At 71.9% G+C, this 22,578-nt stretch carries 20 protein-coding genes, 1 other RNA gene and 2 pseudogenes; 10 read left to right on the top strand and 13 right to left on the bottom strand.

The genetic code is table 11. The annotated features are described in order from the left end of the window. Positions 1-38 precede the first annotated feature (38 nt). The 5 genes and pseudogenes from rnpB to ACFWXQ_RS34500 form a co-directional block, all read right to left on the bottom strand. Positions 39-445, bottom strand: an RNA gene (gene rnpB / locus ACFWXQ_RS34520) — RNase P RNA component class A. Between the two features lie 142 nt (positions 446-587). After that, a pseudogene (locus ACFWXQ_RS34515) lies at positions 588-1,370 on the bottom strand (DMT family transporter); the annotation flags it as partial. A gap of 19 nt (positions 1,371-1,389) precedes the next feature. Beyond that, positions 1,390-2,217 (bottom strand): AraC family transcriptional regulator, encoded by an 828-nt coding sequence (locus ACFWXQ_RS34510; protein ID WP_383950701.1) that lies wholly within the window; start codon positions 2,215-2,217, stop codon positions 1,390-1,392. 413 nt (positions 2,218-2,630) lie between these two features. Further along, the gene (locus tag ACFWXQ_RS34505) at positions 2,631-3,140 is read right to left on the bottom strand and encodes a TetR/AcrR family transcriptional regulator (RefSeq protein WP_383950698.1); all 510 of its coding nucleotides are present in this window, start codon (positions 3,138-3,140) and stop codon (positions 2,631-2,633) included. A gap of 100 nt (positions 3,141-3,240) precedes the next feature. Continuing rightward, entirely contained in the window at positions 3,241-3,717 is a 477-nt protein-coding gene (locus ACFWXQ_RS34500) for a DUF4260 family protein (protein WP_383950655.1), read from the bottom strand. A 176-nt stretch (positions 3,718-3,893) separates the two neighbouring features. Here ACFWXQ_RS34500 and ACFWXQ_RS34495 point away from each other — a divergent pair, with 176 nt between their 5' ends. Together ACFWXQ_RS34495 and ACFWXQ_RS34490 are read left to right on the top strand one after the other, a co-directional pair. Then, positions 3,894-4,682: a MerR family transcriptional regulator gene (locus tag ACFWXQ_RS34495; RefSeq protein ID WP_383950652.1), complete on the top strand. Its 789-nt coding sequence runs from the start codon at positions 3,894-3,896 to the stop codon at positions 4,680-4,682. 68 nt (positions 4,683-4,750) lie between these two features. After that, the gene (locus ACFWXQ_RS34490) at positions 4,751-5,404 is read left to right on the top strand and encodes a hypothetical protein (protein WP_386270001.1); all 654 of its coding nucleotides are present in this window, start codon (positions 4,751-4,753) and stop codon (positions 5,402-5,404) included. On the opposite strand, the gene ACFWXQ_RS34485 is transcribed toward ACFWXQ_RS34490, so the two are convergent. After that, positions 5,355-6,800, bottom strand: a complete 1,446-nt coding sequence (locus tag ACFWXQ_RS34485; protein ID WP_383952009.1) for an RNB domain-containing ribonuclease — start codon at positions 6,798-6,800, stop codon at positions 5,355-5,357. The two genes, ACFWXQ_RS34490 and ACFWXQ_RS34485, sit on opposite strands and share 50 nt — an antisense overlap. A gap of 90 nt (positions 6,801-6,890) precedes the next feature. On the opposite strand from ACFWXQ_RS34485, the gene yaaA reads away from it, so the two are divergent. Together yaaA and eda are read left to right on the top strand one after the other, a co-directional pair. Further along, positions 6,891-7,673, top strand: a complete 783-nt coding sequence (gene yaaA / locus ACFWXQ_RS34480; protein WP_383952007.1) for a peroxide stress protein YaaA — start codon at positions 6,891-6,893, stop codon at positions 7,671-7,673. A gap of 114 nt (positions 7,674-7,787) precedes the next feature. Beyond that, the gene (eda, locus tag ACFWXQ_RS34475; protein ID WP_383952005.1) at positions 7,788-8,474 is read left to right on the top strand and encodes a bifunctional 4-hydroxy-2-oxoglutarate aldolase/2-dehydro-3-deoxy-phosphogluconate aldolase; all 687 of its coding nucleotides are present in this window, start codon (positions 7,788-7,790) and stop codon (positions 8,472-8,474) included. 93 nt (positions 8,475-8,567) lie between these two features. Here the strand turns inward: eda and ACFWXQ_RS34470 are convergent, their stop codons facing one another. The 4 genes from ACFWXQ_RS34470 to ACFWXQ_RS34455 all read right to left on the bottom strand — a co-directional run bounded on the left by ACFWXQ_RS34470 (position 8,568) and on the right by ACFWXQ_RS34455 (position 12,746). Further along, complete coding sequence (locus tag ACFWXQ_RS34470) at positions 8,568-9,905, bottom strand: bifunctional RNase H/acid phosphatase (RefSeq protein WP_383952003.1); 1,338 nt, start codon at positions 9,903-9,905, stop codon at positions 8,568-8,570. A gap of 51 nt (positions 9,906-9,956) precedes the next feature. Further along, complete coding sequence (locus ACFWXQ_RS34465; protein WP_383952013.1) at positions 9,957-10,700, bottom strand: zinc ribbon domain-containing protein; 744 nt, start codon at positions 10,698-10,700, stop codon at positions 9,957-9,959. Further along, entirely contained in the window at positions 10,697-11,545 is an 849-nt protein-coding gene (locus tag ACFWXQ_RS34460) for a Nif3-like dinuclear metal center hexameric protein (protein WP_383952001.1), read from the bottom strand. The genes ACFWXQ_RS34465 and ACFWXQ_RS34460 overlap by 4 nt, the downstream gene beginning before the upstream one ends. A 148-nt stretch (positions 11,546-11,693) precedes the next feature. Then, positions 11,694-12,746, bottom strand: a complete 1,053-nt coding sequence (locus ACFWXQ_RS34455) for an ABC transporter substrate-binding protein (RefSeq protein ID WP_383951999.1) — start codon at positions 12,744-12,746, stop codon at positions 11,694-11,696. A 310-nt stretch (positions 12,747-13,056) separates the two neighbouring features. On the opposite strand from ACFWXQ_RS34455, the pseudogene ACFWXQ_RS34450 reads away from it, so the two are divergent. Beyond that, a pseudogene (locus tag ACFWXQ_RS34450) lies at positions 13,057-14,262 on the top strand (hypothetical protein); the annotation flags it as partial. A gap of 732 nt (positions 14,263-14,994) precedes the next feature. Next, positions 14,995-15,171 (top strand): hypothetical protein, encoded by a 177-nt coding sequence (locus ACFWXQ_RS34445; protein ID WP_383951997.1) that lies wholly within the window; start codon positions 14,995-14,997, stop codon positions 15,169-15,171. Between the two features lie 87 nt (positions 15,172-15,258). On the opposite strand, the gene ACFWXQ_RS34440 is transcribed toward ACFWXQ_RS34445, so the two are convergent. The 3 genes from ACFWXQ_RS34440 to ACFWXQ_RS34430 all read right to left on the bottom strand — a co-directional run bounded on the left by ACFWXQ_RS34440 (position 15,259) and on the right by ACFWXQ_RS34430 (position 18,285). After that, positions 15,259-16,212 (bottom strand): 3-oxoacyl-ACP reductase, encoded by a 954-nt coding sequence (locus ACFWXQ_RS34440; protein WP_383951995.1) that lies wholly within the window; start codon positions 16,210-16,212, stop codon positions 15,259-15,261. Positions 16,213-16,284: 72 nt separating this feature from the next. Further along, positions 16,285-17,361, bottom strand: coding sequence for a Zn-dependent alcohol dehydrogenase (locus ACFWXQ_RS34435; RefSeq protein WP_383951993.1), 1,077 nt, complete (start codon positions 17,359-17,361; stop codon positions 16,285-16,287). A 48-nt stretch (positions 17,362-17,409) separates the two neighbouring features. Then, complete coding sequence (locus tag ACFWXQ_RS34430) at positions 17,410-18,285, bottom strand: MaoC/PaaZ C-terminal domain-containing protein (protein WP_383951991.1); 876 nt, start codon at positions 18,283-18,285, stop codon at positions 17,410-17,412. Between the two features lie 267 nt (positions 18,286-18,552). Here ACFWXQ_RS34430 and ACFWXQ_RS34425 point away from each other — a divergent pair, with 267 nt between their 5' ends. The 4 genes from ACFWXQ_RS34425 (at position 18,553) to ACFWXQ_RS34410 (ending at position 22,452) form a co-directional block, all read left to right on the top strand. Further along, positions 18,553-19,557 (top strand): ABC transporter ATP-binding protein, encoded by a 1,005-nt coding sequence (locus ACFWXQ_RS34425; protein WP_383951989.1) that lies wholly within the window; start codon positions 18,553-18,555, stop codon positions 19,555-19,557. Then, positions 19,557-20,276 carry an ABC transporter permease gene (locus ACFWXQ_RS34420; RefSeq protein ID WP_383951987.1) on the top strand — a complete coding sequence of 240 codons (720 nt, stop codon included), beginning with the start codon at positions 19,557-19,559 and terminating at the stop codon, positions 20,274-20,276. The genes ACFWXQ_RS34425 and ACFWXQ_RS34420 overlap by 1 nt, the downstream gene beginning before the upstream one ends. Positions 20,277-20,291: 15 nt before the next feature. After that, complete coding sequence (locus tag ACFWXQ_RS34415) at positions 20,292-21,587, top strand: sensor histidine kinase (RefSeq protein ID WP_383951985.1); 1,296 nt, start codon at positions 20,292-20,294, stop codon at positions 21,585-21,587. A 232-nt stretch (positions 21,588-21,819) separates the two neighbouring features. Then, positions 21,820-22,452 (top strand): response regulator, encoded by a 633-nt coding sequence (locus ACFWXQ_RS34410; protein ID WP_383952011.1) that lies wholly within the window; start codon positions 21,820-21,822, stop codon positions 22,450-22,452. The last annotated feature ends 126 nt before the right edge of the window (positions 22,453-22,578 follow it).

The raw sequence follows: 22,578 nt of genomic DNA, 5'->3' as shown, positions 1-22,578 counted from the left end.
CCTGACCTGCAATTACGCTGGTCATGGGCCCCAAGCGGCAGACGAGTCGGGCTGTACGCCGGGTTCTGTCGCCCGGCTGCCTCGCGGCGGCCGGGGAGACGGCCATCCATCTAGGGTCGGCGTTGCCGCCGGCCTCGTGCGGTCTACCCGCGGACTCGGGCGAGCCGCCCTCGAACGTCCGCGCAGAGCGCGTGTTACCGCGCTCCTCTTGACCTTGCTCCGGGTGGGGTTTACCTAGCCGCCTGAGTCGCCTCAGGCGCTGGTGGTCTCTTACACCACCGTTTCACCCTTACCCAGCGCCGAAGCGCTGGGCGGTTTGTTTTCTGTGGCACTGTCCCGCGGGTCACCCCGGGTGGCCGTTAGCCACCACCCTGCCCTGTGGAGCCCGGACGTTCCTCGGGAAGCGCCCCCGAAGGAGACTCCACGCGGCCGTCCGCCCGGCTCGTCTGCCGTGTCGACCATGCTACCGGGCCCGCGGCCGGCTCCGCTCCAGCGGGCGGCTCGTCCGGCTTCCTCTGCCCCGCCGTCGCCAGGAACGAGCCCAGCAGGATCAGCGTGAACGCCGCCACCACTCCCGCCGTCAGCTCCTCGTCCAGGAACAGCACGCCCGCCGTCACCGCCACCGCCGGGTTGACGTACGTGAAGACCACCGCCCTCGTCGGCCCCGCCTCCCTGATCAGTTCCAGGAAGACCACGAAGGCCAGCGCCGTGCAGATCACTCCCAGGCCGGAGAGGGACGCCAGCACCGACGGGGATGGGAGCGATGACGGTCGCGTCAGGGCCGCCGCCGGGGCGTATACCAGCGCCGCCAGGAGCAGGCACGGGGCTATCAGTTGCAGGGTCGGGACCGGCTTCAGGTAGCGGGCCATGATCAGCGGGGCCGTCGCGTAGCCCACCACCGTCACCAGCATCTCCGTCAGGGCCCGGGCGTTTCCGCCTGTCAGGTGCGGGGCCGTCAGGACCGCCACCCCGGCCAGGCCCAGCCCCAGGCCGACCATGCGGCGGGCGCCCAGGCGTTCCGTGTCTCCGAAGTAGCGGGCCAGGAGTATGCCGACGATGGGTACGCCCGCGATAAGCAACCCCGCCGTCGAACTGGAGAGGTGGCGTTCGGCATCGGTCAGGGTCCACCAAGGGCCGATGATCTCTATGCAGGCGAAAGCCAGCATGGGGCGCCAGTGTTCCCGTACGACTCCCACCAGGTTTCCCTGGCGGATTGCGAAGGGGAGGAGTAGAGCCGCGCCTAGCGCGCATCGTGTGAACACCACCATGGACGCGGACATGCCACCGTCCACCGCCACTTTGATCATCAGGTAGGGGATGCCCCAGAGCACTCCCATCAGGGAGAACAGAAACCAGCCGCGTGCAGTCATGGGCGCAGTCTCGGCCTGGTCAGCGGCGGGTGTCTTGAACGCTGTTGCGGTACGCCGCCGGGGTCACGCCCAGTACCCGGCGGAACCAGCGCGTCAGGTGCGCCTGGTCCGCGAAGCCGACCAATGCGGCCACATCTGCGGGGCGGTGGCCCTTTTCCAGCAGGCAGCGCGCTCGGTTCACGCGGTGCTGGGCCAGCCAGGCGTACGGCGGCATCCCCATGCTCGTACGGAAGGCTCGGAGCAGTTGGTAGCGGGACAGGTCCAGGTCCGCGGCCAGGGCGGAGAGGGAGGGTGGGGCGAGGAGTTCGTCTGCCAGGCGGGCTCGGACCGTCTCTGCTATGCGGTTCGCGCCCGGGATCGTGTCGCACACCGGGCGGGCCGAGGAGTGGCGGCGGGCCAGGGCCGTGAGCAGCCACGGGATGCGGGACTCTGCCTCCAACGGGTCCGGGCAGACGCTCAGTTCGGTGTGTGCGAGGCGTAGGGCGGCGGCCAGTTCGGGGTCGTCGAGGAGGGGGTCGCGGAAGTGCGGGATGTCGTACGTGCCCTCTGTGAGCAGGGGGATCTCGGCGTACAGGGCGCGGTAGGCGTAGCCGTCGGATGCCGCCGGGCCGCCGGTGTGCGTCTCGCCGGGCGCGAGAACGACTATCGAGCCGGGGCTCGGCTCGATCCGGCCGCCTCGGTAGTCGATGATCTCGGAGCCGCCGACGCAGACGCCGATGGTGAACTCCTCGTGGGCGTGCGGCGCGTAGCGGTGACGGTCGAAGTGGGCGGTGAGGAGGTCGAGGGGGCGGCCACCGCAGCCGAGCGTCGCCCGGGTCCAGACGGCCTGCTCGCGGCCGGGCGCCATCCGCCCACGCCCGCTCACCGGATCACGCCCGCTCACCGGATCACGGCCACTCACCGGCTCGCTCCCAGTCACCGGCTCACCCCCAGCCACCACCTCGCGGCCAGACGTCTGCTCACGGCCACCCATCGCTCCGCGCCCGGCCGTCCGGCCAAGCCCAGGTGTCCCGTGGGGCCCAGACGTCCCGTGGGACCCAGACGTCCGGCCGGGCCCGCCTGGCAATGGCAGTGGCAGTGGCAGTGGCAGTGGCAGTCCAGGCACATCCGTCTGCTCTGACTCACCCGCCCGCCCTGGCACACCTGCCCGTCCCGACCCGGACCTCTGCCCGAGCCCAGACCTCTGCCCGAGCCCGCCCGGCTGGCGAAGCCCACCCGCCCGCTCACCATCACCCCGTGCCCCCATGGCGTCGTACCTCCTCAGGGGTGCAACGCCTGCGTGCCCCTCTTCCATGCCCCTGCCAGGTCGGCGTCGTCCGGAAATCGGCCGTGGATCTCCAGGATCACCATCCCGTGGGCGAACGCCCAGGTCGCCCTGGCCAGGTCCATGTCGCCGCCGCAGGCCCGGACGAGGGGCGCGGCGGCTCGGTCCTCAAGGCCCGGCGGGAGGCAGGCGCGGGGCAGCGGGCGCTCGGTGGCCAGGCAGTAGAGGTGGGGGTGTTCGAGGGCGTACGCGCGATACGCCTCGGCCAGAGCCGGGATCGAGCCCGGGGCCCGGGTCTCGGCAGCCTCCAGGGCCGCCGCGGACTCCGCGAGCATCTGCGCGATCAGCTCGACCTCTACGGCCGACTTGTCGGGGAAGTGCTTGTAGAGGGACGGGGCCTTGATGCCCAGGTGGTCGGCGAGGGCCCGCATCGTCAGCGCGGCTGGGCCCGCCTCCTCCAGAAGGGCCCGGGCCGCCGCGACGATCGAACGGGCCCGCGGCGACAGCCCACCGAGCCCACTGCCTTGAGCGCCCTGATCGCTCTGAGCGCCCTGCCTGTCAGCGACTCGGGTGCCCTGCCCGCCGGCACCTTGGTTGCCCTGCCCGTCAGTCACGTTGGAAGCCCTCCTTCGTCCGCAGGCCAAAGCCGAAGGCGCGATCGTACGAGATGTGGGCGAGCCAGCCGCACAGGGCCGCGAAGGCCGGGGCCCAGGTGAGCGGGCCGACGGTGTAGAGGGTCATCAGGGCGAGCGGGACGAGCGCGCGGTGGGCCGCGTTGTAGTACGGGACCGCGCGGGGCTGGAGGCGGCCCTTCGCCATCCCCCGCGCTTCGCCGATGCCGACCAGGAACGTCAGGTCTGGCGCTATGAAGAACACGACGGCCAGGAGTCCCGCGAGCCAGCCGTGGTTCACGGCTTCGAGTACGGCGAAGGCCGACCAGAAGAGTGCGTTCAGCAGCCAGGCGGTCCGGCGTGCGACCGGGAGGGCGTGGCGGCCTCGGGGTGCGGCGTCCGCGGCGGCGGCGTCCGCAGTGTCGACCGTGTCAGCGGGGCCATGCGCGGCGATCCTGCTCATCGTGCTCATTGCTGCCTCCTGAGGCTGGGCGGTCGGGCCGTGTGGCGGGTCGGCCTCGGACAGTTGGCTAACGTCGTTAGCCACGACCGTACGGCTAACATCGTTAGCCGTCAATGGATACTCCGCGACCCGCCGGGAAAGCCGCCACTTGACCTTGCCGCAACGTCAACGTTTCTACTGAGGGCATGCGGATCGGAGAACTCGCCGCGACCGTCGGCGTCACGACGCGGACCGTCCGGCACTACCACCACCTCGGGCTGCTGCCCGAACCCGAGCGGCGCTCCAACGGCTACCGCGACTACGGCCTGCGGCACGCGGTCGTGCTCGCCCGGATCAAACGGCTGACCGAGCTGGGGCTCGGTCTCGCCGAGGTGCGGGACGCCCTCGCGGACGACGCGGGCCGCGATCTCGCCGAGGTGCTCGCCGAGCTCGACGACGATCTGGCGCGCCAGGAGGCGGCGATCCGGGAGCGGCGGCTGCGGCTGCGCGCCCTGCTGGACGGGGGCGGAGTGCCCGCCGAAGGACCCGTGTCTCCCGAACTGGCCGCGATCTTCGGCGAGTTGACCCGGGACCCGGAACCGGCGATGGCCGCCAAGGACCGCGAAATGATCGCGTTCCTGGAAACGGTCGCGGCCCCGGAGGACCGCGAGCGCCTGCTGTCCGCGATGCGCGCCACCGCGGACGTGCCCGGCACCCTGGAGCGGACGCACGAGGCGTACGCCCGACTCGACGCGCTCGTCGACGTCGACCCGGCCGACCCTCGCGTCGAGGAGGCCGCCCGTGCCCTTGCCGACTGCCTCCCCGACGAGGCCCTGGAGGGCATGGGACTCGCTCAACTCGACCTGGCAGGACTGGAAGGAACAGACATGACCGGTACCGGCAGCTTCTTCCGCGCCTTTCTCGACGACTTCGCCCCCGCGCAGGCCGCGGCGGTCCGCCGGACGATCGAACTGCTCGTGGAGCGTGCGCGATGAGCGCGGCGGCGGACACGGTGACGACGGCGGGCGGTGTGCCGGCCGGCGGCACGCCGACGACCGGCGCCATGCGGACCGTACGGATCATCCGGCGGCTCGTCGCCCACGAAGTGCGGCTGCTGGCGAGCATCGCCCGGTGGGTGGCCCGGCGGCCGCACGGCATCGGGCGCGGACGGGCCTTCTCGTACGGTCGCGGCCAGGGCGCGATGATGTTCGGCTTCGGGTTCGTGTCCGTCCTCGAAAGCGCCTGTATGGCGGTGCTCCTGCGGAACCATCCCGCCGTCCACCGGGTCGTGTTCACGCTCGACGTCTACACGCTGCTCCTGATCGTCGGCATGCACGCGGCGTCCGTGACCCGTCCGCACGTGCTCAACGACACGGGAGAGAAAGCCGCCCTGCGTATCCGCCGCGCCGCGCACGTCGACGTTCGCGTGCCGCTCGCCTCGATCGCCTCCGTACGCCGCGAGTTGGTCACCACGCACGAGAAGCTCGACGGCCGGCTCGACCTGGCCATCGGCGCGCAGACCACGATCACACTCGAACTCTCCTCCCCCGTACGGCACTTCACCTTCCTCGGGCGCCCCAAGGACGTAACCACGATCCGCTTCCACGCGGACGAACCCGAGGCGCTGGTACGGGAGATACGCACAGCGCTGGAGCCAGTTCAAGAGCTCACGCGGGAGCGAACAGCACCTTCGCCGAGCCCGGGTCCGCCTGGGTGAGCCGTACCCGCAGCCGCTCCCCCAGCGGCAGCCTCGCGGCCCCCGCCTCGCCCTTGATGCGGGCGACGACGGCGGGGGACTCCAACTGGACTGTTCCCACGGTGGGTTCGCGTTCCTGTACGTCCACGACGGTGCCGTCGAAGAGTTCGCCGACGCGGTCCTTGAGCAGCGCCGCCTCGACGATGTCGACGCACTCGCGCTCGACCGTGCCCGCGCGGCGGGTGCCCTCGGCCATCCGCTTCGGCAGGTCGTCGAGGGCGGCGAGCACCCACTCCGGCGGTTCGTCCCCGGCTGCCGCGGCCAGACACAGTTCCGACGCGTAACGGTCGACCAGGCGCCGGATCGGGGCCGTGCAGTGCGTGTAGGGCGCGGCCACGGCGGCGTGGGTGGTGAGGTCCGGGGTGACGCCGCTCCGGAAGACCGTGTAGCCCGCGCCGCGCAGCAGCGTCGTGCACTCCTGGAGGAAGGCCGCGTGGTGGGGCAGGTGCGGGTCGAGGGTACGGATCAGCTCGGCGTACGAGACGTGGTGCGGCCAGTCGATGCGCAGCGCCCGCGCGGTACGCCGCAGCCGGCCGACCGCGCCGTCGGGCGCAGCCGGGAGCGTCCGCAGCACGCCCGTGCCGTACGCGAGCATCAGCTCGGCCGCGGCCATCCCCGTGAGGAGGGAGATCTGCGCGTTCCACCCGTCGGCGGGCAGCGGGGCGCGGTAGGCGAGTTCGTACGCACTGTCGCGCTCGGTGATCTCCTGCTCGGGGACGTTGAGGGAGATGCCGCCGCGGGCCACTTCCCGTTGTTCGCGCAGGATTCCGATGTCCTTGAGGAGGGCGAGCGGTTCCTCGGCGGTGCCTGCGTCGAGTTGCTTCTGCACGGACGCGTAGTCGAGCTTGGCGCGGCTGCGGACGAGGGCGCGGCGGACGTCGGTGGCCGTGGGACTGCCGTCGGCGTCCAGGTCGATGGTCCACAGGACGGCCGGGCAGGTCTGGCCGGGCAGCAGGCTCGCGGCACCCTCGCTCAGCACCGGCGGGTGGAGGGGGATCTTCTCGTCCGGGAAGTAGAGGGTCGTGACCCTGCGGTGTGCCTCCGCGTCCAGGAGACCGCCTGGTACGACGAAAGCCGCGACGTCGGCGATGGCGTACCGCACGCGGTAGCCGTCCGGGCGGCGGGACAGGTGCATCGCCTGGTCGAGGTCGGTGGACGTCGGCGGGTCGATGGTGAAGAGGGCGATGTCCGTCGCGTCGTACGCCGGAAGCGTGGGTTCACGGGCGGCCCGCTCCGCCTCGGCGAGCACCTGCGGCCCGAAGGCCTCGGGTACGTCGAGTTCGGTGCGCAGTGCGCGCAGCGCGGCCCGCAGGGGCGCCTCGGCTGCGCCGGTCACACGTATCTGGCGGCGGGGCATAGGGCGAGCGTATGGCGGGGTGGGGCGAGCGGCACCCCGTAGGCTTGCGCGTACCCCTCTCACGTACCGAACGCCCCAGGGAGAACCGCCGTGCTTGTGCTGCTGCCGCCGTCCGAAGGAAAGGCTCCCTCCGGGCGGGGCGCGCCGTTGAAGCCGGAGTCGTTGTCGTTGCCGGGGCTCGCCGAGGCGCGGCAGGCGGTGTTCGAGGAGCTCGTCGAACTCTGCGCGGGCGACGAGGAGAAGGCCCGCGAGGTGCTCGGACTGAGCGAGGGCCTGCGCGGCGAGGTCGCCAAGAACACAGAGCTGCGGACCGCGGGGGCGCGGCCTGCCGGGGAGATCTACACGGGGGTGTTGTACGACGCCCTCGACCTGGCCTCGCTCGACACGGCCGCCAAGCGGCGGGCGACGCGCTCGCTGCTCGTCTTCTCGGGGCTGTGGGGTGCGGTGCGGGTGACGGACCGGATTCCCTCGTACCGCTGCTCGATGGGCGTGAAGCTGCCGGGGCTCGGCGCGCTGGGTGCGCACTGGCGGGCGCCGATGGCCGCCGTGCTGCCCGAGGCGGCGGGGAGCGGCCTCGTGCTCGACCTGCGGTCCTCGGCGTACGCGGCCGCGTGGAAGCCGAAGGGGGAGGTCGCGGGGCGCACGGCGAGCGTACGGGTGCTGCACGCGCCGACCCGGAAGGTCGTCAGCCACTTCAACAAGGCGACCAAGGGCCGCATCGTCCGCAGCCTCATGCAGTCCGGTGCCGTGCCTTCGGGGCCCGCGGAGCTGGTGGAGGCGCTGCGGGATCTCGGGTACGTGGTGGAGACGGGGGCTCCTGCGGGGGCTGGGCGGGCGTGGATGCTGGACGTGTTGGTGGACGAGATTCACTGAGCGGGCGGGGCTACCCCTTGCTGAGCACGAAGGGTTCGCTGGGCTCGCGAGTCGCCTATTGCAGCATACGCAACGGGCTTTGCGCATGCTGCGGGGCGCGGGCAGGATGAGCGCATGGTCTCGCCCCTGCCCTCCTCACCGCTGTCCTCCTCACCGCGGTCCTCCTCACCGCTGTCCTCGTCCGTGCTCGAACTGGCGCCCGTCGTGCCCGTGGTCGTCGTCGACGACGTCGCGGACGCCGTGCCGCTGGCCCGCGCGCTCGTCGCTGGCGGGCTGCCCGCGATCGAGGTGACGCTGCGGACGCCGGTGGCACTCGACGCGATCCGGGCGATCGCCGACGGGGTTCCGGATGCGGTGGTCGGGGCCGGCACGGTCATCTCGCCGGAACAGGTGGCCCAGTCGGTGGCCGCCGGGGCGCGCTTCCTGGTGAGCCCGGGCTGGACGGACGTACTGCTTGATGCCATGAAAGCGTCCGGGGTGCCGTTCTTGCCGGGGGTCTCCACGACGTCGGAGGTCGTGGCGCTGCTGGAGCGGGGCGTGAGCGACATGAAGTTCTTCCCGGCCCAGGCCGCCGGCGGTACGGCGTACCTCAAGTCCCTGGCGGGGCCGCTCCCCCAGGCCCGCTTCTGCCCGACGGGGGGCATCGGGCCGGCCGTCGCACCGGAGTACTTGGCCCTGTCCAACGTCCTTTGCGTGGGCGGGAGTTGGATGCTGCCCGCTGACGCGATAGCGGGTGGGGACTGGGCGCGGGTGGAGACTCTGGCGAGGGAGGCCGCGAGCTTGGGACACGCCCCGAGCTGAGGCGCGCCGTCTTTGTTTTTGGGGGCGCGGGGAACTGCGCGACCAGCCCCCACCGGCCCGCAGCCGACCCACCACCCGAGCCCAACCCCCGCTCTAGCGCAACGCTGACGTCTCATTGAGGAGACGCACGCTCGCATTGCCGTCCCCGTAGTACGCAACCACCGACAGGGACGCCGCCGACAGTTCCATGCGGAACAGGGCCTCCGGCGGGGCACCCAGGGCCAGCCGTACGAGGGTCTTGATGGGCGTGACGTGGGAGACGAGCAGTACCGTGCGGCCGGTGTGCGCCGCGAGCAGCTTGTCGCGGGCCGCGCCCACCCGGTGGGCCACCGCCTCGAAACTCTCGCCGCCGCCGGTGGGTTCGGCGTCCGGGGAGCTCAGCCAGGCGGTCATGTCGTCCGGGTACCGCTCGCGGACCTCGGCGAACGTCAGTCCCTCCCAGGCCCCGAAGTCCGTCTCGCGGAGCCCGTCCTCGATCCGTACGTCCAGTCGGAGCCGGGCGGCGACGATCTCTGCGGTTTCGCGGCAGCGGGCGAGGGGGGACGAGATGATGTCCTGTACGGTCCCGCGGGCGGCCAGCGCTGTTGCGACGCGGTCGGCCTGGTGGCGGCCCGTTTCCGACAGGGCGGGGTTGCTGCCGCCGCTTCCGGAGAACCGCTTCTGGGGGGTCAGGGGGGTTTCGCCGTGGCGGAGCAGTACGAAGGTGGTGGGGGTGCCGAGGTCTGGTGGTGCGGCTCCGGCGGCGGTCGGTGCCTCGGAGGCCACGTTGCGTGCGGCTCGGATGTCGTTGGTGTGGGGGGTGGCGGGAGTTGTTCGGCTGCGGGTCGGATGTGGCTGATCGCGCAGTTCCCCGCGCCCCTTAAGGGGCGCCACCGGGCCCGGCGCTTCCGGAGTGGAGCGTACGTCGGTTGTGCCGGCGGAAGTCGTCCGGCTGCCGGCCGGTGGGGGCTGATCGCGCAGTTCCCCGCGCCCCTTACGGGGCGCTGACCTCGCGTCCGCTGTCGACGGCGACCACTGCTCGCCCCTCTTCCCCGCGTCCATCGCCTCGTTGGCCAGGCGGTCCGCGTGCTTGTTTTGCGCTCGGGGAATCCACTCGTATGTGACCTGGTCGGCCGGGAGGATGGCGTGGGCCTCGGCTGCCAGGGGGCGCATCGCGGGGTGTTTGATCTGCCAGCGGCCGGACATCTGCTCGACTACGAGCTTGGAGTCCATGCGGACCCGCACGGTGGCCGTGGGGTCGAGGTCGCGGGCCGCGCGGAGGCCCGCCACCAGGCCGCTGTACTCGGCGACGTTGTTCGTGGTGACGCCGAGGTACTCCGCCGTCTCGGCCAGCGTCTCCCCCGTCGCCGCGTCGATGACCACGGCTCCGTAGCCCGCGGGCCCCGGGTTTCCCCGGGAACCCCCGTCCGCCTCGACGATCAACTCGCGCAAGCCGAAGCTCCTTACAGACCGGAACAGGTCTCGAAAGGCCCGTACAAACGCCTACAGGCCCGACTCCGACGTGCGGATCAGGATTCGGCGGCAGTTCTCGCAGCGCAGGACCGTGTCCGGGGCCGCCGCCTTGACGTCGTTCACCTCGGTGATGTTGAGCTCCAGGCGGCAGCCCTCGCAGCGGCGCTGGTAGAGGCGGGCCGCGCCGACGCCGCCCTGCTGCTCGCGGAGCTTCTCGTAGAGCTTGAGGAGGTCGGCGGGGACGGAGCCCGCGATGACCTCGCGCTCCTTCGTCGCGCTGGCGGCCTCGCCGTCGAGGGACTCCTGCGCGGCGTCCCGGCGGGCCGTCGCGTCGTCGATCTTCGACTGGACGGACGAGACCCGCTCGGTCAGTTCGGCGATCCGCTCCTGCGCGGACTCGCGGCGCTCCATGATCTCCAGGACGACGTCCTCCAGGTCACCCTGGCGCTTGGCGAGGGACGCGATCTCCCGCTGGAGGTTCTCCAGGTCCTTGGGGGACGTCACGGCACCCGAGTCGAGGCGCTGCTGGTCGCGGGAGGCACGCTGGCGCACCTGGTCGACGTCCTGCTCCGCCTTGGTCTGCTCGCGGGAGCAGTCGCTCTCCTCGGTCTGCGAGGCGACGAGCAGGTCCCGCAGCTGCGTGAGGTCCTTGGTCAGCGACTCGATCTCGGCGTGCTCGGGCAGCGACCTCCGCTTGTGCGCGAGCTGCTGCAGGCGGGCGTCGAGGGACTGGACGTCGAGAAGTCGGATCTGGTCGGCGGGCGCGGCGTTCAGTTGGGGGCTCCAGGTGAAGGGGAGTGGGAGTTCCACGGGTCGGTGACCGTCTTCGAGACATGGACCCGCAGGTCCCAGCCGTGACGGTCGGAAATCTCGTCGAGCTGGGCGGCGGCCAGCTCGCACCAGGGCCACTCGGTGGCCCAGTGCGCCGCGTCGAGCAGCGCGAGGGGACTGTGGGTGTGATCCGCAATGAACTCTGCCGCCGGGTGGTGGCGCAGGTCCGCGGTGAGGAAGGCGTCCACGCCGGCCGCGCGTACGTCGGCGAAGAGGCTGTCGCCGGAGCCGCCGCTGACCGCGACGGTCCGCACCAGCGCCTCGGGGTCGCCCGCGACGCGGATGCCCTGCGCGGTGGCGGGCAGCCGTTCGGCGGCGCGGGCGGCGAACTCGCGGACGGTCAGCGGATGGTCCAGCTCGCAGACCCGGCCGAGGCCCCGGCGGCCGTCGGCGTCGGCGGGGTCCGGCACGAGGGGGCGTACGACGCGGAGGTCCAGGGCTCCGGCGAGGGCGTCGCTCACGCCCGGGTCGGCGCGGTCGGCGTTCGTGTGGGCGACGTGCAGCGCGATGTCGTTCTTGATGAGGGTGTGCACGACGCGGCCCTTGAAGGTCGAGGCCGCGACCGTCCTCGTACCGCGCAGATAGAGCGGGTGGTGGGTGACCAGCAGGTCGGCGTCCAGCTTCACCGCCTCGTCCACGATCTCCTGGACCGGGTCGACGGCGAAGAGTACGCGGGAGACCTCCTGGTCGGGGTCTCCGCAGACCGTCCCGACCGCGTCCCAGTCCTCCGCGCTCGCGGGGGGCCAGAGAGCGTCGAGCGCGGCGATGACTTCAGACAGACGGGGCACGAACAAAAGGCTACCTGCCTTGTGTCCGTGCCCCACCGGTCGCGGGCTACTTGACCAGCTGTGACCGGGCGACCCCACTTCGGGCGGTTCGATCGACCGATGGCCCGCCCCGTCCCGCCCCCCCCTGTCCCGCCTCGTTCCGTCCCGACTACTTGGCGAGGAAGCCCTTGAGGTCGTCGAGGACCTTGTCGGCCGCGGTGACGCCGAGGCCGAGGTACCAGGTCTCGTCGGGTACGTCCTTGGCCTGGCCGTCCTTCACCGCGCCGAGCTTCTTCCAGAGCGGGTTGTCCTCGGCGGTGGCGCGGTCGGTCTTCTTCGCGTCGCCGTAGACGCCGGTGAAGATCCAGTCGGCGTCGGCGTCATCGATCCGCTCCGGGCTGATCTCCGCCGCGAGGTCGTTGATCTGCTGGTTCTTGGGGCGCGGGATGCCGACGTCCTCAAGGATCGTGCCGATGAAGGACGCCTTCGCGTAGAGGCGGATCATGCCCGGCAGGTAGCGGAGCATGGTGACGGTCGGCTTGTCGGGGCCGATCTCGTCGCCGAGGGCCCTGGCCTTCTTCTCGTACGCGGCGAGCTGCGTCTTCGCCTCGGCCGTCCTGTCCAGCGCGGCCGCGTTGAGCAGGTAGTTCTCCTTCCAGGTGAAGCCCGGACGGATGGAGAACACGGTGGGGGCGATCTTGGAGAGCTGCGGGTAGAGCTTGGCGGCGCGCAGCTCGCTGCCGAGGATCAGGTCGGGCTTCAGGCCCGCGATCGCCTCCAGGTTGAGGGCGTTGATCGTGCCGATGTCCTTGGGGCTGCCCGCATCCTTCTTCAGGTACGAGGGAATGCCTGCCGAGCCCTCGGTGGGCGCCCAGCCGACCGGCTGCACGCCGAGGGAGACCACGTTGTCGAGCTCGCCGACGTCGAGGACGACCACGCGCTTGGGCCGGGCCTTCAGCTCGGTCTCGCCCATCGCGTGCTCGATCGTGCGCGGAAACTCGCCGGCCCTGGCCGTGGTCCCCATCCTGGCCGTCTCCACGGCCGCCTTCGCGAAGTCCTCGCCTCCGGTGGCGACGGACTTGCTGCCGGCGCCGTTGTCGGACTTTCCGGAGCCGGAGCCGGAACCCGAGTCCGAGTCGTCGCCCGACCCGCAGGCGGCGAGCGAGAGAGCGGCCGCCACGGCGAGGGCGACGGCGGCGGAACCGCGGCGTCGTAGGGACATCAGGCACACACTCCGGTGGTTCATGTTCGGGTTGAGGTCCAGGATCGGGGCCGAGACGGACCCGGACCCGCACCTCGGTAGCGCGCGAGAACCCGGCGGGGAACTCAGGAATCCCAGGAACCCCACAGGCAACGCTCAAGCGCCACTTAGGCAGCCCTAACCATAAACCGCCCCACTCCCGCTCAGCACACACGCCCCCGTTCCCTCAGGTGAATCAGAAACTGGCCACTCTTATGTGTGAAGCGGTCACCTGCGGGTCCCACGCCTGTGCGTGCGAAAACTAGGTTTCGTGGCCGGAGGTGACCGAACGATGACGGCCTGTGCCTCCCCCGAGGTCTCGACTTCGCTCGAGCAGGGGGGAACCCCATCGTCCGCGGCGGTGAACGAGAACGAATGGGCCGCGGGAGCAAGGTGCGTGATCACCGTCGACGGGTCGTACGCGGCCCGCCTGGCCCGGAGCGGCGACTCCTGGTTCCCGGAGCGCTGGACACTGGACGGCCCCGAGCCGTACGCCGTGCCACTGCCCGGCAACCAGCCGGAGGAGCCCGGCACGGAGGTGCTGCCGATGGCGGACGGGCGGGTGCTCATCCACCGTCTCGTCGACGGACGGCACACGTTCTCGCTGCTGTATCCGACGGGCCCGGGGACGGGTGAGGTACTGCTCGGCGCGGTCGAATGCCCGGACGTGGGCACGGAGTTGCGGCTGCTGCCGCCCGCTCCGGCCGGCACGCGTGCGTACGCCCTTGCCGTGGGCCGGAGTTCGACGGCCGTGTGGCTGGTCGCGGGCGGCGCCTTCGGGCCCGAGCATCTCGCGGAGGTACCGGGCCGCTGCTCGGGCGGGGTGTGGCTGGGCGGCGGGGACCGACTGCTGGCGCTGGACCGGGAGTTGGACGGCCGGACCAAGACGGTCGTGGTCGATCTGGAGCGCGGGGGCGAGGTGTCGCCGCTGCTGCAGATCTCCGAGCGGAGCAACGACCGGCTGCTGCTCGCGGACGCCGACAGCGGGCTGCTCCTGATCCGCTCGGACGCGCCGTCTCCCGGCCAGGAGCGGCTCGGCTGGGGCGTGTTGGGGAGCACGCTGCCGGTGCGCTTCCCGGAGTACCTGCAACTGCCCGGCCGCGCGGTCGCCCCGTTCGCGATCCAGCCGGGTCAGGTGCTCACCCCGGAGAGCTGCGCGGTGGCCCTGCGGATCGGCGGCCCCTTGGGCAGCTGGCTCGGCGTGTGGCGTCCCGCCGAGCGGCACGTCCACCAACTGCCCGCGCCCGACGGCTGGTTGGCGGGCTCGGGCCAATGGACCAGGGACGGGGTGCTCCATCTGCCGTACGCGACGGGGGCGGTGCCGTGCGGCGTGTCACGGGTCGGAGCACCCACGGGGTCGGGGGACGGGGGCCCGGGGGATCCGGACCGTACGGCTGAGGCGCGGGGGGACGCGCCCAGGGGGCCGTCGGTCACGGGTCCCCCGGAGCCCACGGCGGCCCGTCCCGTACCGCTCCAACAGGCCCCGCTCACGGGACGCCCGATGGCCAACGCGTTCGCGGGCCGCCGGCTGGCACAGGGGGCGGGACCGGCGGCGGGACGGCCAACTGGCCCTGGTACGGGGCCGGTTGGCACGAACACGAACACGAACACGGGCACGGGCACGGGCACGGCGGGCAGCACGGACTGGGCCGCCGCCTCCCCGGAGCGCCCGGAGCCGGCCCGCAGAGAGGGCACAGGCTGGACTGCCATCGAGGACACGGGGCAGGTCGGTGCGGGCTGGACCGCCGTCGAAGGCACGGGGCAGGTGGGTGCGGCCGGCGCAGGCTACTCGGCCGCCGAGCACGCGGACCGTGCGCCCGTCGAAGGCGTCGGTGACGCAGTTGCCGGAAGCCCCCTCTGCATGGTCCCGGCGGACACGGAGAGCACTCTTCTCCTGGCTCCGATCGACCCGGAGAGCCCCGGTCCCCTGGCCGCCGAGGGGACCGGCTGGGCTCCCGCTGAAAGCATTCGCCCAGCAGTCCAGGCCATGGTCCAGCCGACGGTCCAGCCGCCGGTCCAGGCGGTGAACCCACTCCTCATCGAGCAGGTGAGTACCGAGTGCCCGCCGGCCCTCCGCGCGCTCCGGGTGAGTGCCGAAACGGCGTCCCCTCCCGCGCCCCTCAAAGTGACCACCGAGTAGCCCCAACCACCCCTCAGCACTGTCACACCCGCCCGTTAGACTCGCCCGCGCTGTACCGAAGGATCTTGTTGACACGGGGTGAATTTCCACATGAGCGACACGAACACCATGGAGACGACGGTCACCGACCCGCGGGCGACGGTGGCCCAGGCAGCAGACGACGGTGGCCACGGCCGGCACCGGGGGCCCGTCTCCGCGCAGGAGGGCGAGGCGACCCCTCGCGGCCGGCACCGTAAGCCCGCCGAGCACGGCGACACGGCGGCCTGACGACCTCAGGTCCGGAGCGTCACACGGCCCCGCCCGACACTTGTCGGGCGGGGCCTTTCCGTGCGGGCGGCAGCACAGCACAACCTGTCACTCGTGCTTGAGTCCCAGCACCTCCGCCGCCGCGAACGTCTCCCCCGCCGGCCGGTCCGCGTAGTGCGGTGTGAGCAGCGCGTCGAGTTCGTCGTACGTGAAGGCGTCCTGCTTGGTGTCGAACTTGGCGGCCACGCGCGGCCGTTCGACGACCGCGACCATCCCGCCGTGCACGACGAGCAGTTGACCGTTGACGTGTGCGGCCGCGGGCGAGGCCAAGTAGCCGACGAGCGGGGCGACATGCTCGGGAGCGAGCGGGTCGAGCCGGTCCCCCGACCCGTCACCCGTCGGCTCCTGGAAGCCCGCGAAGACGTCCGCCGTCATCCGGGTCCGGGCGCGCGGGCAGATGACGTTGGCCGTGACGCCGTACTTGGCGAGCGCCAGTGCCGTCGAGGTGGTGAGCCCGACGATTCCGCCTTTCGCGGCGGCGTAGTTGGGCTGTCCCGCGGAGCCCGCGAGGAACGCCTCCGAGGAGGTGTTCACGATCCGCCCGTACACCGGCGCGTCCGCCGCCTTGGACCGGGCCCGCCAGTGCGCGGCCGCGAAGTGGGTGGTGTTGAAGTGGCCCTTCAGATGGACCCGGATCACCGAGTCCCACTCGTCCTCGGACATCGAGAAGACCATCCGGTCGCGCAGGATGCCCGCGTTGTTGACGAGGATGTCCAGCTGTCCGAACTCGGCGACCGCCAACTCGACGAGTTCCCGGGCCTGTTGGTGGTCGGCCACGTCACCGGTGTGCGCGACGGCGCGACCGCCCGCCGCCCGGATCCCGGCGGCGACCTCCTCGGCGGGCGTGGCGGACGCGGCGCCGGAGCCGTCCCGGCCGGGCTGTCCGAAGTCGTTGACGACGACGGCGGCGCCGAGCCGGGCGAGCTCCAGCGCCTCCGCCCGGCCCAGGCCGCGGCCCGCGCCCGTGACGATCGCGGACCGGCCCTCAAGTGGCAGTGACATCAAGGTCCCTTCAGCCGTCGGTAGCCAGAGGATTGCTCGGTGGCCAGAGGATGGCGAGGTCGGATCGGGAGGTCAGATCTCGATGCACGTACGCAGCGCCACGCCCGTACGCATCTGGTCGAGCGCCTCGTTGATGTCGCTCAGCGGCACCCGGTGGGTGATCAGCCCCTCCAGGTCGATGCGCCCGGCCCGCCAGAGGGCGACCGTCCGCTCGTAGGACCGCAGGACGTCACCGCCGCCGTACATGGACGGCAGGATCCGCTTCTCGTCGAAGAACAGCTCGAACATGTTGAGCTGGAGGTGGTCGTCCATGGCGCCCGCGCCGACGACGACCAGCGTGCCGCCGCGGCGGGTGTTGTCGTACGCCGTGCGGGCGGTGGCGGAGCGGCCGACGACCTCGAAGACGTAGTCGAAGCCCTCGCCCGCGGTCACCGTCTGCTTGGCGTCGGGGAGTTCGTCGGGTGACACGGCCCTGGTGGCGCCGAACTTCAGCGCGGCCTCGCGGCGGGAGGCGACCGGGTCGACGGCGACGATCTCGGCGGCGCCCTTGAGCCGGGCGCCCTGGATCGCGGAGATGCCGACGCCTCCGCAGCCGATGACGGCGACCGACGAACCGGCTTCCACGTCGGCGGTGTTGAGGGCGGCGCCGAGTCCTGTGGTGACGCCGCAGCCGATGAGGGCGGCGATGTCGAAGGGCACGTCGTCCGGGATCGGCACGGCGCAGCCCGCGTCGACGACGACCTCCTCGGTGAACGTCCCGGTGCCCGCGAAGCCGAAGACATCGCCGCCGGGGCGCTTGAAGTTGGGCGTGCCCGCGTTCATGAACCCGGCGAGGCAGAGCTGGGTCTGGCCGCGCTTGCAGGCGGGACAGGCGCCGCAGGCGGGCAGCCAGCAGACGACGACCCGGTCGCCGGGCTTGATGTTGGTGACGCCCTCGCCGACCTCCAGGATCTCGCCCGCCCCTTCGTGCCCGGGGACGAACGGCGCGGGCTGGGGCAGCACCCCGGCCATCGCGGAGAGGTCCGAGTGGCACAGGCCGGTGGCCCGCACCCGGATCCTCACCCGGCCGGGTCCGAAGCCCGTCGCCTCGACGTCGTCGAGTATCTCCAGCTTGTCCTGGCCTATCTCGTGCAGTACGGCTGCGCGCATGGTGCGGCTCCCCTCGGAAACGTGCGTAAGTCCCTGGTCCCTGATCCCTCAGCTGTGCTCGACGACGGTGTCGGCGAGGACCGGTGCGTCGTCCCGGTCGGCGGCGCCCACCGTCACGCGGACCGTGCCGTCCCCCTGCCACATACGGATGCGCAGGGTCTCGCCCGGGTACACGACCCCGGCGAAGCGCGTGGCGTAGGAGCGGACCCGGCCGACGTCACCGCCGAGTGCCGTGTCCACGACGGCCTTCAGCGTGATCCCGTACGTGCACAGCCCGTGCAGGATCGGCCGGTCGAAGCCGGCGAGCTTGGCGAACTCGGGGTCGGCGTGCAGCGGGTTCCAGTCGCCGGAGAGCCGGTACAGGAGCGCCTGGTCCTCGCGGATCGCGCGCTCGACTGTCCGGTCCGGATCGCCTGTCGGCGGTTCCGGACGGCCCGAGGGGCCGCGGTCGCCGCCGAAGCCGCCTTCGCCGCGTACGAAGATCTGGGCGTCGTTGGTCCACAACGGGCCCTCGTCGTCGGCTACTTCGGTGCGCATGACGAGGATGGCGGCCTTGCCCTTGTCGTAGACGGCCGCGATCCGTCCGGTGGCGGTCGCCCGGCCCTCGACGGGGATCGGGCGGTGCAGTGTGACGGTCTGGCCGCCGTGCAGGACGTGCGCGAGGTTCACGTCGATGCCCGGCATGGAGAGGCTGTTGATCACGCCCGGCGAGCCGGCGCCCGCGACGGTGGCGAAGCTCGGCAGCACGTGCAGCCGCGACTCCAGGGTGTAGCGCAGCTCGTCCGGGTCCGTCGCGGGGCTGTCCTTGTCGGGGTTCGCGCCGGCGCCGAGGCCGAGGTGGTAGAGCTGGACGTCCTTGTGACCCCAGGCGATCCCGGCGGACCGGGGCTCGGCCGCGAGGGCCTGGGCAACGTCGATGGGCATGGGGCTCCTGACTGCTGGCGGGGAAGACCCCGGTACGGCCGTCCGCACCGTCGGCCGCACCGAGGTCGACACTGAGCCGAGGAACCCGCCTGTTCTAGAACGCGTTCCAGTCCGGCGACCACCTGTATAGCTCAGGGCCCGGCACATGTGAAGACTCCTGACGGCATGTCAGATGGGTGGCACGGGCCCGGCAGTGACATTTGTCCTGCCCGAGTCCGTACATTGCGCATCTGCCCCGCCGGTCCCCGGATTCGTAGCGTCGTACCCATGACGAGGACGGGGACGGGGACGATGGCGGACACGAGGGACTCGGCGGCGGGGACGGCGACGGAGATCGGGGCGGGCGGGGCCGCGGACCAGGCCGTTTCCTTCGCGGGGGCGGTGAAGGCGTTCGGTGCGGTGCGGGCCGTCGACGGGGTCGATCTGGAGATCGCGCGCGGCGAGACGGTCGCGCTGCTGGGCCGCAACGGCGCCGGCAAGTCCAGCACGATCTCGCTCCTGCTGGGCCTGAACGAGCCGGACGAGGGCGTCGTACGCCTCTTCGGCACCGCCCCGGAGGAGGCCGTACGGGCGGGGCGCGTGGGCGCGATGCTCCAGGACAGCCGGCCGGTGCCGCGGGTGACGGTGGGCGAACTGGTCGGGTTCGTGGCGGGTACGTATCCCGCGCCGATGCCCGTCGCCGAGGCGCTGGAGCTGGCGGGCATCGCCGAGCTGGCCGGGCGGCGGGTGGACCGGCTCTCCGGGGGCCAGACGCAGCGGGTGCGGTTCGCGGTCGCGCTGGTCGGGAACCCCGCGCTGCTCGTGCTCGACGAGCCGACCGCGGCGCTGGACGTGGAGGCGCGGTACGCCTTCTGGGACTCGATGCGGGCGTTCACGCGGCGCGGTCACACGGTCCTCTTCTCCACCCACTATCTGGAAGAGGCGGACGCCAACGCCGACCGGATCGTCGTCATCGACCACGGGCGGATCGTCGCCGACGGCACCGGCGAGCAGCTCAAGCGGGCGGCGGGCGGCAGCCTCGTCGCCTTCGACCTGGCCGGCGCCGGCCCGGACGGGCTGGCGGCCCTGCCCGGTGTGGTCTCCGTGGAGGTGCGCGGGGACCGGGCGCGGCTGCGCACCGACGACTCGGACGCGACGGTGATCGCCCTCGCCGAGCGCGGCGCGATACGCGGCCTGGAGGTCGCACCGGCCTCGCTGGACGACGCGTTCCTCGCCCTGACCTCCTCCGACACCCCTGCCCGTACTGCCCGTACCTTCCTGGAGACGGTGTGATGCTCGACTATCTGCGGCTCGAAGTGCGCCGGACGCTGCGCGACGCCGGCTTCGTGATCGGCGGTGTCGTGATGCCGGTGGTGATGTACCTGCTGTTCACGAACCTCGGCGACGGCGAGGACAGCAGCTGGAAGACCGCCTCCATGATCGGCATGGCCGCGTACGGAGCGATGGGCTCGGCCCTCAACACCGGGGGCGGGGTCGCCGAGGACCGGAGCATCGGCTGGCTGCGACAGCTGCGGATCACGCCGATGAGCCCTCGCCAGGTCGTGATGGGCCGGGCTCTCACGGGTGCGGTGACGGTACTGCCCGCGATGGTCGCGGTCCTCGTGGCGGGCGGCCTGGTCAACGGCGTACGGCTCGACGCCTGGAAGTGGGCGGTGATCGCGCTGCTGCTGTGGCTCGGCTCGATCCCCTTCACCCTGCTCGGCCTCGGCAACGGCTACCGGCTGACCGCGCAGGCCACCGGCGTGATGAACATGGTGTGCAACCTGACGCTCGCGGTGGTCGGCGGCCTGTGGTTCCCGCTGAGCCTCTTCCCCGGGTGGCTCCAGGCGCTGTCCTCCTACACACCCACGAACCGGTTCGCGCAGCTCGGCACGTCGGTCGCCGACGGACACGCGCCCGCCCTCGGGGCGGTGCTGGTACTGACCGGTTGGCTGCTGGCCTTCGGCTCGTACGCTGTGGTCTCGTACCGCAGGACCGCGCGGACCGTCTGAACGGGGGCTGGAGCCATGTCCTGGATGCGAAGGACCATCTGCCAGATGTCCGCGTGGCAGGAGAAGCGGACGGACTGGAAGGCCGACCGCGACGCGTTCGCCGCCGACCAGAAGGCCGTACGGAAGACCGGGAAGCTCCCGGAGCACCTGGGCCCGCCGCCCAGCGGTTTCGCGCTCCTCCCCTGGCTGCTGATGGGCATGGGCGCCTTCTCCAACCTCTTCCAGGGCAAGACCCCTAACCCGTGGATCGGCGGCATCGGCCTCCTCGTCTTCAACTCCCTCTACATCCATGTGGTGTTCCGGGCCTTCACCAAGGAGGCCCGCGAGGCCCGCTCCACCCGGGGCGCGCTGCTGGCCCTCGGCGTAGTGACCTGTCTCCTCGGCGGCCTGTACGGCGGCAGCTGGCTGCTCTTCTTCCCGCTGCTCGGCCTGGCCGCGGGCGCGATCGTCCGCGGGCGGTGGCTCGGCAAGACCGGCATCGGACTGAGCGCGCTCGCGGGTGTCGTGGCCGGGCTGCGGGACGGCTGGGGCGCGGTGAACGTCGCGTACGGCACGTTCCTGTCCACCATGGTGACCGCGGCGATCCTGTCCCTGTCGGACGCCGTACGTGAACTGCGCGCGGCCCGCGAGGAGTTGGCCCGCCAGGCCGTCGAGAAGGAACGGCTGCGCTTCTCCCGCGACCTGCACGACCTCCTCGGCCACACGCTCTCCGTCATCGTCGTGAAGTCGGAGGCGGCCCGTCGGCTCGCGCCCCGCGACATGGACGCGGCGCTGGTCCAGGTCTCCGACATCGAGTCCGTCGGCCGCCAGGCGCTGACCGAGATCCGCGAGGCGGTCACCGGCTACCGCGAGGGCAGCCTCGCCGCGGATCTCGAACGGGCGGGGTCGGCCCTGCGGGCCGCCGGCATCGAACCGGTCGTCCGCCAGTCCGGGCCGCCGCTCGCCGCCCAGACCGAGGTCCTGCTCGGCTGGGTCGTCCGCGAGGCGGTCACCAACGTGGTGCGCCACAGTGGTGCGGGGCGTTGTGAGATCACGGTGGATGGTTCTGCGGAGCGGGTCCGGCTCCGCCTCACGGACGACGGTCGCGGGGTGGCGCCGCCGGGCGGGCCAGGGTCGCTGGGGTCGCCCGTGCCCGGCATCGGCGGCACCGGGCTCAAGGGGCTGACCGAGCGGCTTGCGGCGGCGGGGGGTTTGTTGGAGGCGGGGCCGGGTGTGCGGGGTGGGTTTTCGGTGGTGGCGGAGCTGCCGGTGGATCCGGCGGAGCGGATGGGTGTGCCGGAGCTGTCGACTGAGCGCGTGCCCAGCCGATAGCTCCGCTGAGGTGTGATGTTCGGCTGCGGGTGGGTGGGGGTTGCTCGCGCAGTTCCCCGCGCCCCTAAAGACAAAAGGCAGGGGCTGCGCCCCCGCACTTTCGTCTTTGGGGGCGGTAGCCCTTGCCTTTAAGGGGCGCGGGGAACTGCGCGACCAGCCCCCACCGGGCCCGCACCCATCAACGCACCCCCGGCGGAGCACTTCCCCGGCCTACTCTGAGCGCGTGAACGAGATGCCCCGGGACTACCGGCCCGCCAAATCCATCCGCGTTCTGCTCGCCGAGGACCAGGGGATGATGCGGGGCGCCCTCGCCCTCCTCCTCGGCCTGGAGGCGGACATCCAGGTGGTGGCACAGGTCGGAACGGGAGACGCGATCGTGGGCGCGGCCCTGGAGTCGCGGCCGGACGTGGCACTCCTGGACATCGAACTGCCCGGCATCAGCGGCCTGGACGCCGCCGCGCTGCTCCGGGACGAGGTGCCCGACTGCCGGGTGCTGATCCTCACCACCTTCGGCCGGCCGGGCTATCTGCGGCGGGCCATGGAGGCGGGCGCCGCGGGTTTCCTCGTCAAGGACGGGCCCGTGGAGGAGCTGGCCCAGGCGATCCGCCGGGTGCTGACGGGTGAGACGGTCATCGACCCGGCGCTCGCGGCGGCCGCGCTGGGTGCCGGGCCGAATCCGCTCACCGCGCGTGAGTGCGATGTGCTGAAGGCTTCGGTGGACGGTGCGACGGTCGCCGACATCGCGTCGAAGCTTCATCTCTCCGAGTCGACCGTTCGTAACTACCTTTCGTCGGCGATCGGCAAGACGGCGACGCGGAATCGCATGGAGGCCATGCGGGAGGCTCGTCAGCAGGGGTGGCTGTAGGCGGGTTCATTGTCTGCGGGCCGGTGGGGGCTGGTCGCGCAGTTCCCCGCGCCCCTTAAAAGACAAAAGCGAGGGGCGCAGCCCCGCTTTTAGGGGCGCGGGGAACTGCGCGACCAGCCCCCACCG

Source organism: Streptomyces sp. NPDC058697 (assembly GCF_042715345.1).
In the GTDB taxonomy this organism is placed as follows: Bacteria; Actinomycetota; Actinomycetes; order Streptomycetales; family Streptomycetaceae; genus Streptomyces; species Streptomyces liliifuscus.
This window is presented reverse-complemented; position numbering and strand designations above follow the sequence as displayed.

What these genes read in the sequence shown, in the direction of transcription:
- ACFWXQ_RS34490 (WP_386270001.1), top strand. Translation starts at nt 4,751, where the DNA reads ATGCGGACCGTACGGATCATCCGGCGGCTCGTCGCCCACGAAGTGCGG.
- ACFWXQ_RS34495 (WP_383950652.1), top strand. Translation starts at nt 3,894, where the DNA reads ATGCGGATCGGAGAACTCGCCGCGACCGTCGGCGTCACGACGCGGACC.
- ACFWXQ_RS34455 (WP_383951999.1), bottom strand. Translation starts at nt 12,746, where the DNA reads ATGTCCCTACGACGCCGCGGTTCCGCCGCCGTCGCCCTCGCCGTGGCG.
- ACFWXQ_RS34410 (WP_383952011.1), top strand. Translation starts at nt 21,820, where the DNA reads ATGCCCCGGGACTACCGGCCCGCCAAATCCATCCGCGTTCTGCTCGCC.
- ACFWXQ_RS34485 (WP_383952009.1), bottom strand. Translation starts at nt 6,800, where the DNA reads ATGCCCCGCCGCCAGATACGTGTGACCGGCGCAGCCGAGGCGCCCCTG.
- ACFWXQ_RS34510 (WP_383950701.1), bottom strand. Translation starts at nt 2,217, where the DNA reads ATGGCGCCCGGCCGCGAGCAGGCCGTCTGGACCCGGGCGACGCTCGGC.
- ACFWXQ_RS34440 (WP_383951995.1), bottom strand. Translation starts at nt 16,212, where the DNA reads ATGTCACTGCCACTTGAGGGCCGGTCCGCGATCGTCACGGGCGCGGGC.
- ACFWXQ_RS34435 (WP_383951993.1), bottom strand. Translation starts at nt 17,361, where the DNA reads ATGCGCGCAGCCGTACTGCACGAGATAGGCCAGGACAAGCTGGAGATA.
- ACFWXQ_RS34415 (WP_383951985.1), top strand. Translation starts at nt 20,292, where the DNA reads ATGTCCTGGATGCGAAGGACCATCTGCCAGATGTCCGCGTGGCAGGAG.
- ACFWXQ_RS34430 (WP_383951991.1), bottom strand. Translation starts at nt 18,285, where the DNA reads ATGCCCATCGACGTTGCCCAGGCCCTCGCGGCCGAGCCCCGGTCCGCC.
- ACFWXQ_RS34425 (WP_383951989.1), top strand. Translation starts at nt 18,553, where the DNA reads ATGACGAGGACGGGGACGGGGACGATGGCGGACACGAGGGACTCGGCG.
- ACFWXQ_RS34445 (WP_383951997.1), top strand. Translation starts at nt 14,995, where the DNA reads ATGAGCGACACGAACACCATGGAGACGACGGTCACCGACCCGCGGGCG.
- ACFWXQ_RS34420 (WP_383951987.1), top strand. Translation starts at nt 19,557, where the DNA reads ATGCTCGACTATCTGCGGCTCGAAGTGCGCCGGACGCTGCGCGACGCC.
- eda (WP_383952005.1), top strand. Translation starts at nt 7,788, where the DNA reads ATGGTCTCGCCCCTGCCCTCCTCACCGCTGTCCTCCTCACCGCGGTCC.
- ACFWXQ_RS34500 (WP_383950655.1), bottom strand. Translation starts at nt 3,717, where the DNA reads ATGAGCACGATGAGCAGGATCGCCGCGCATGGCCCCGCTGACACGGTC.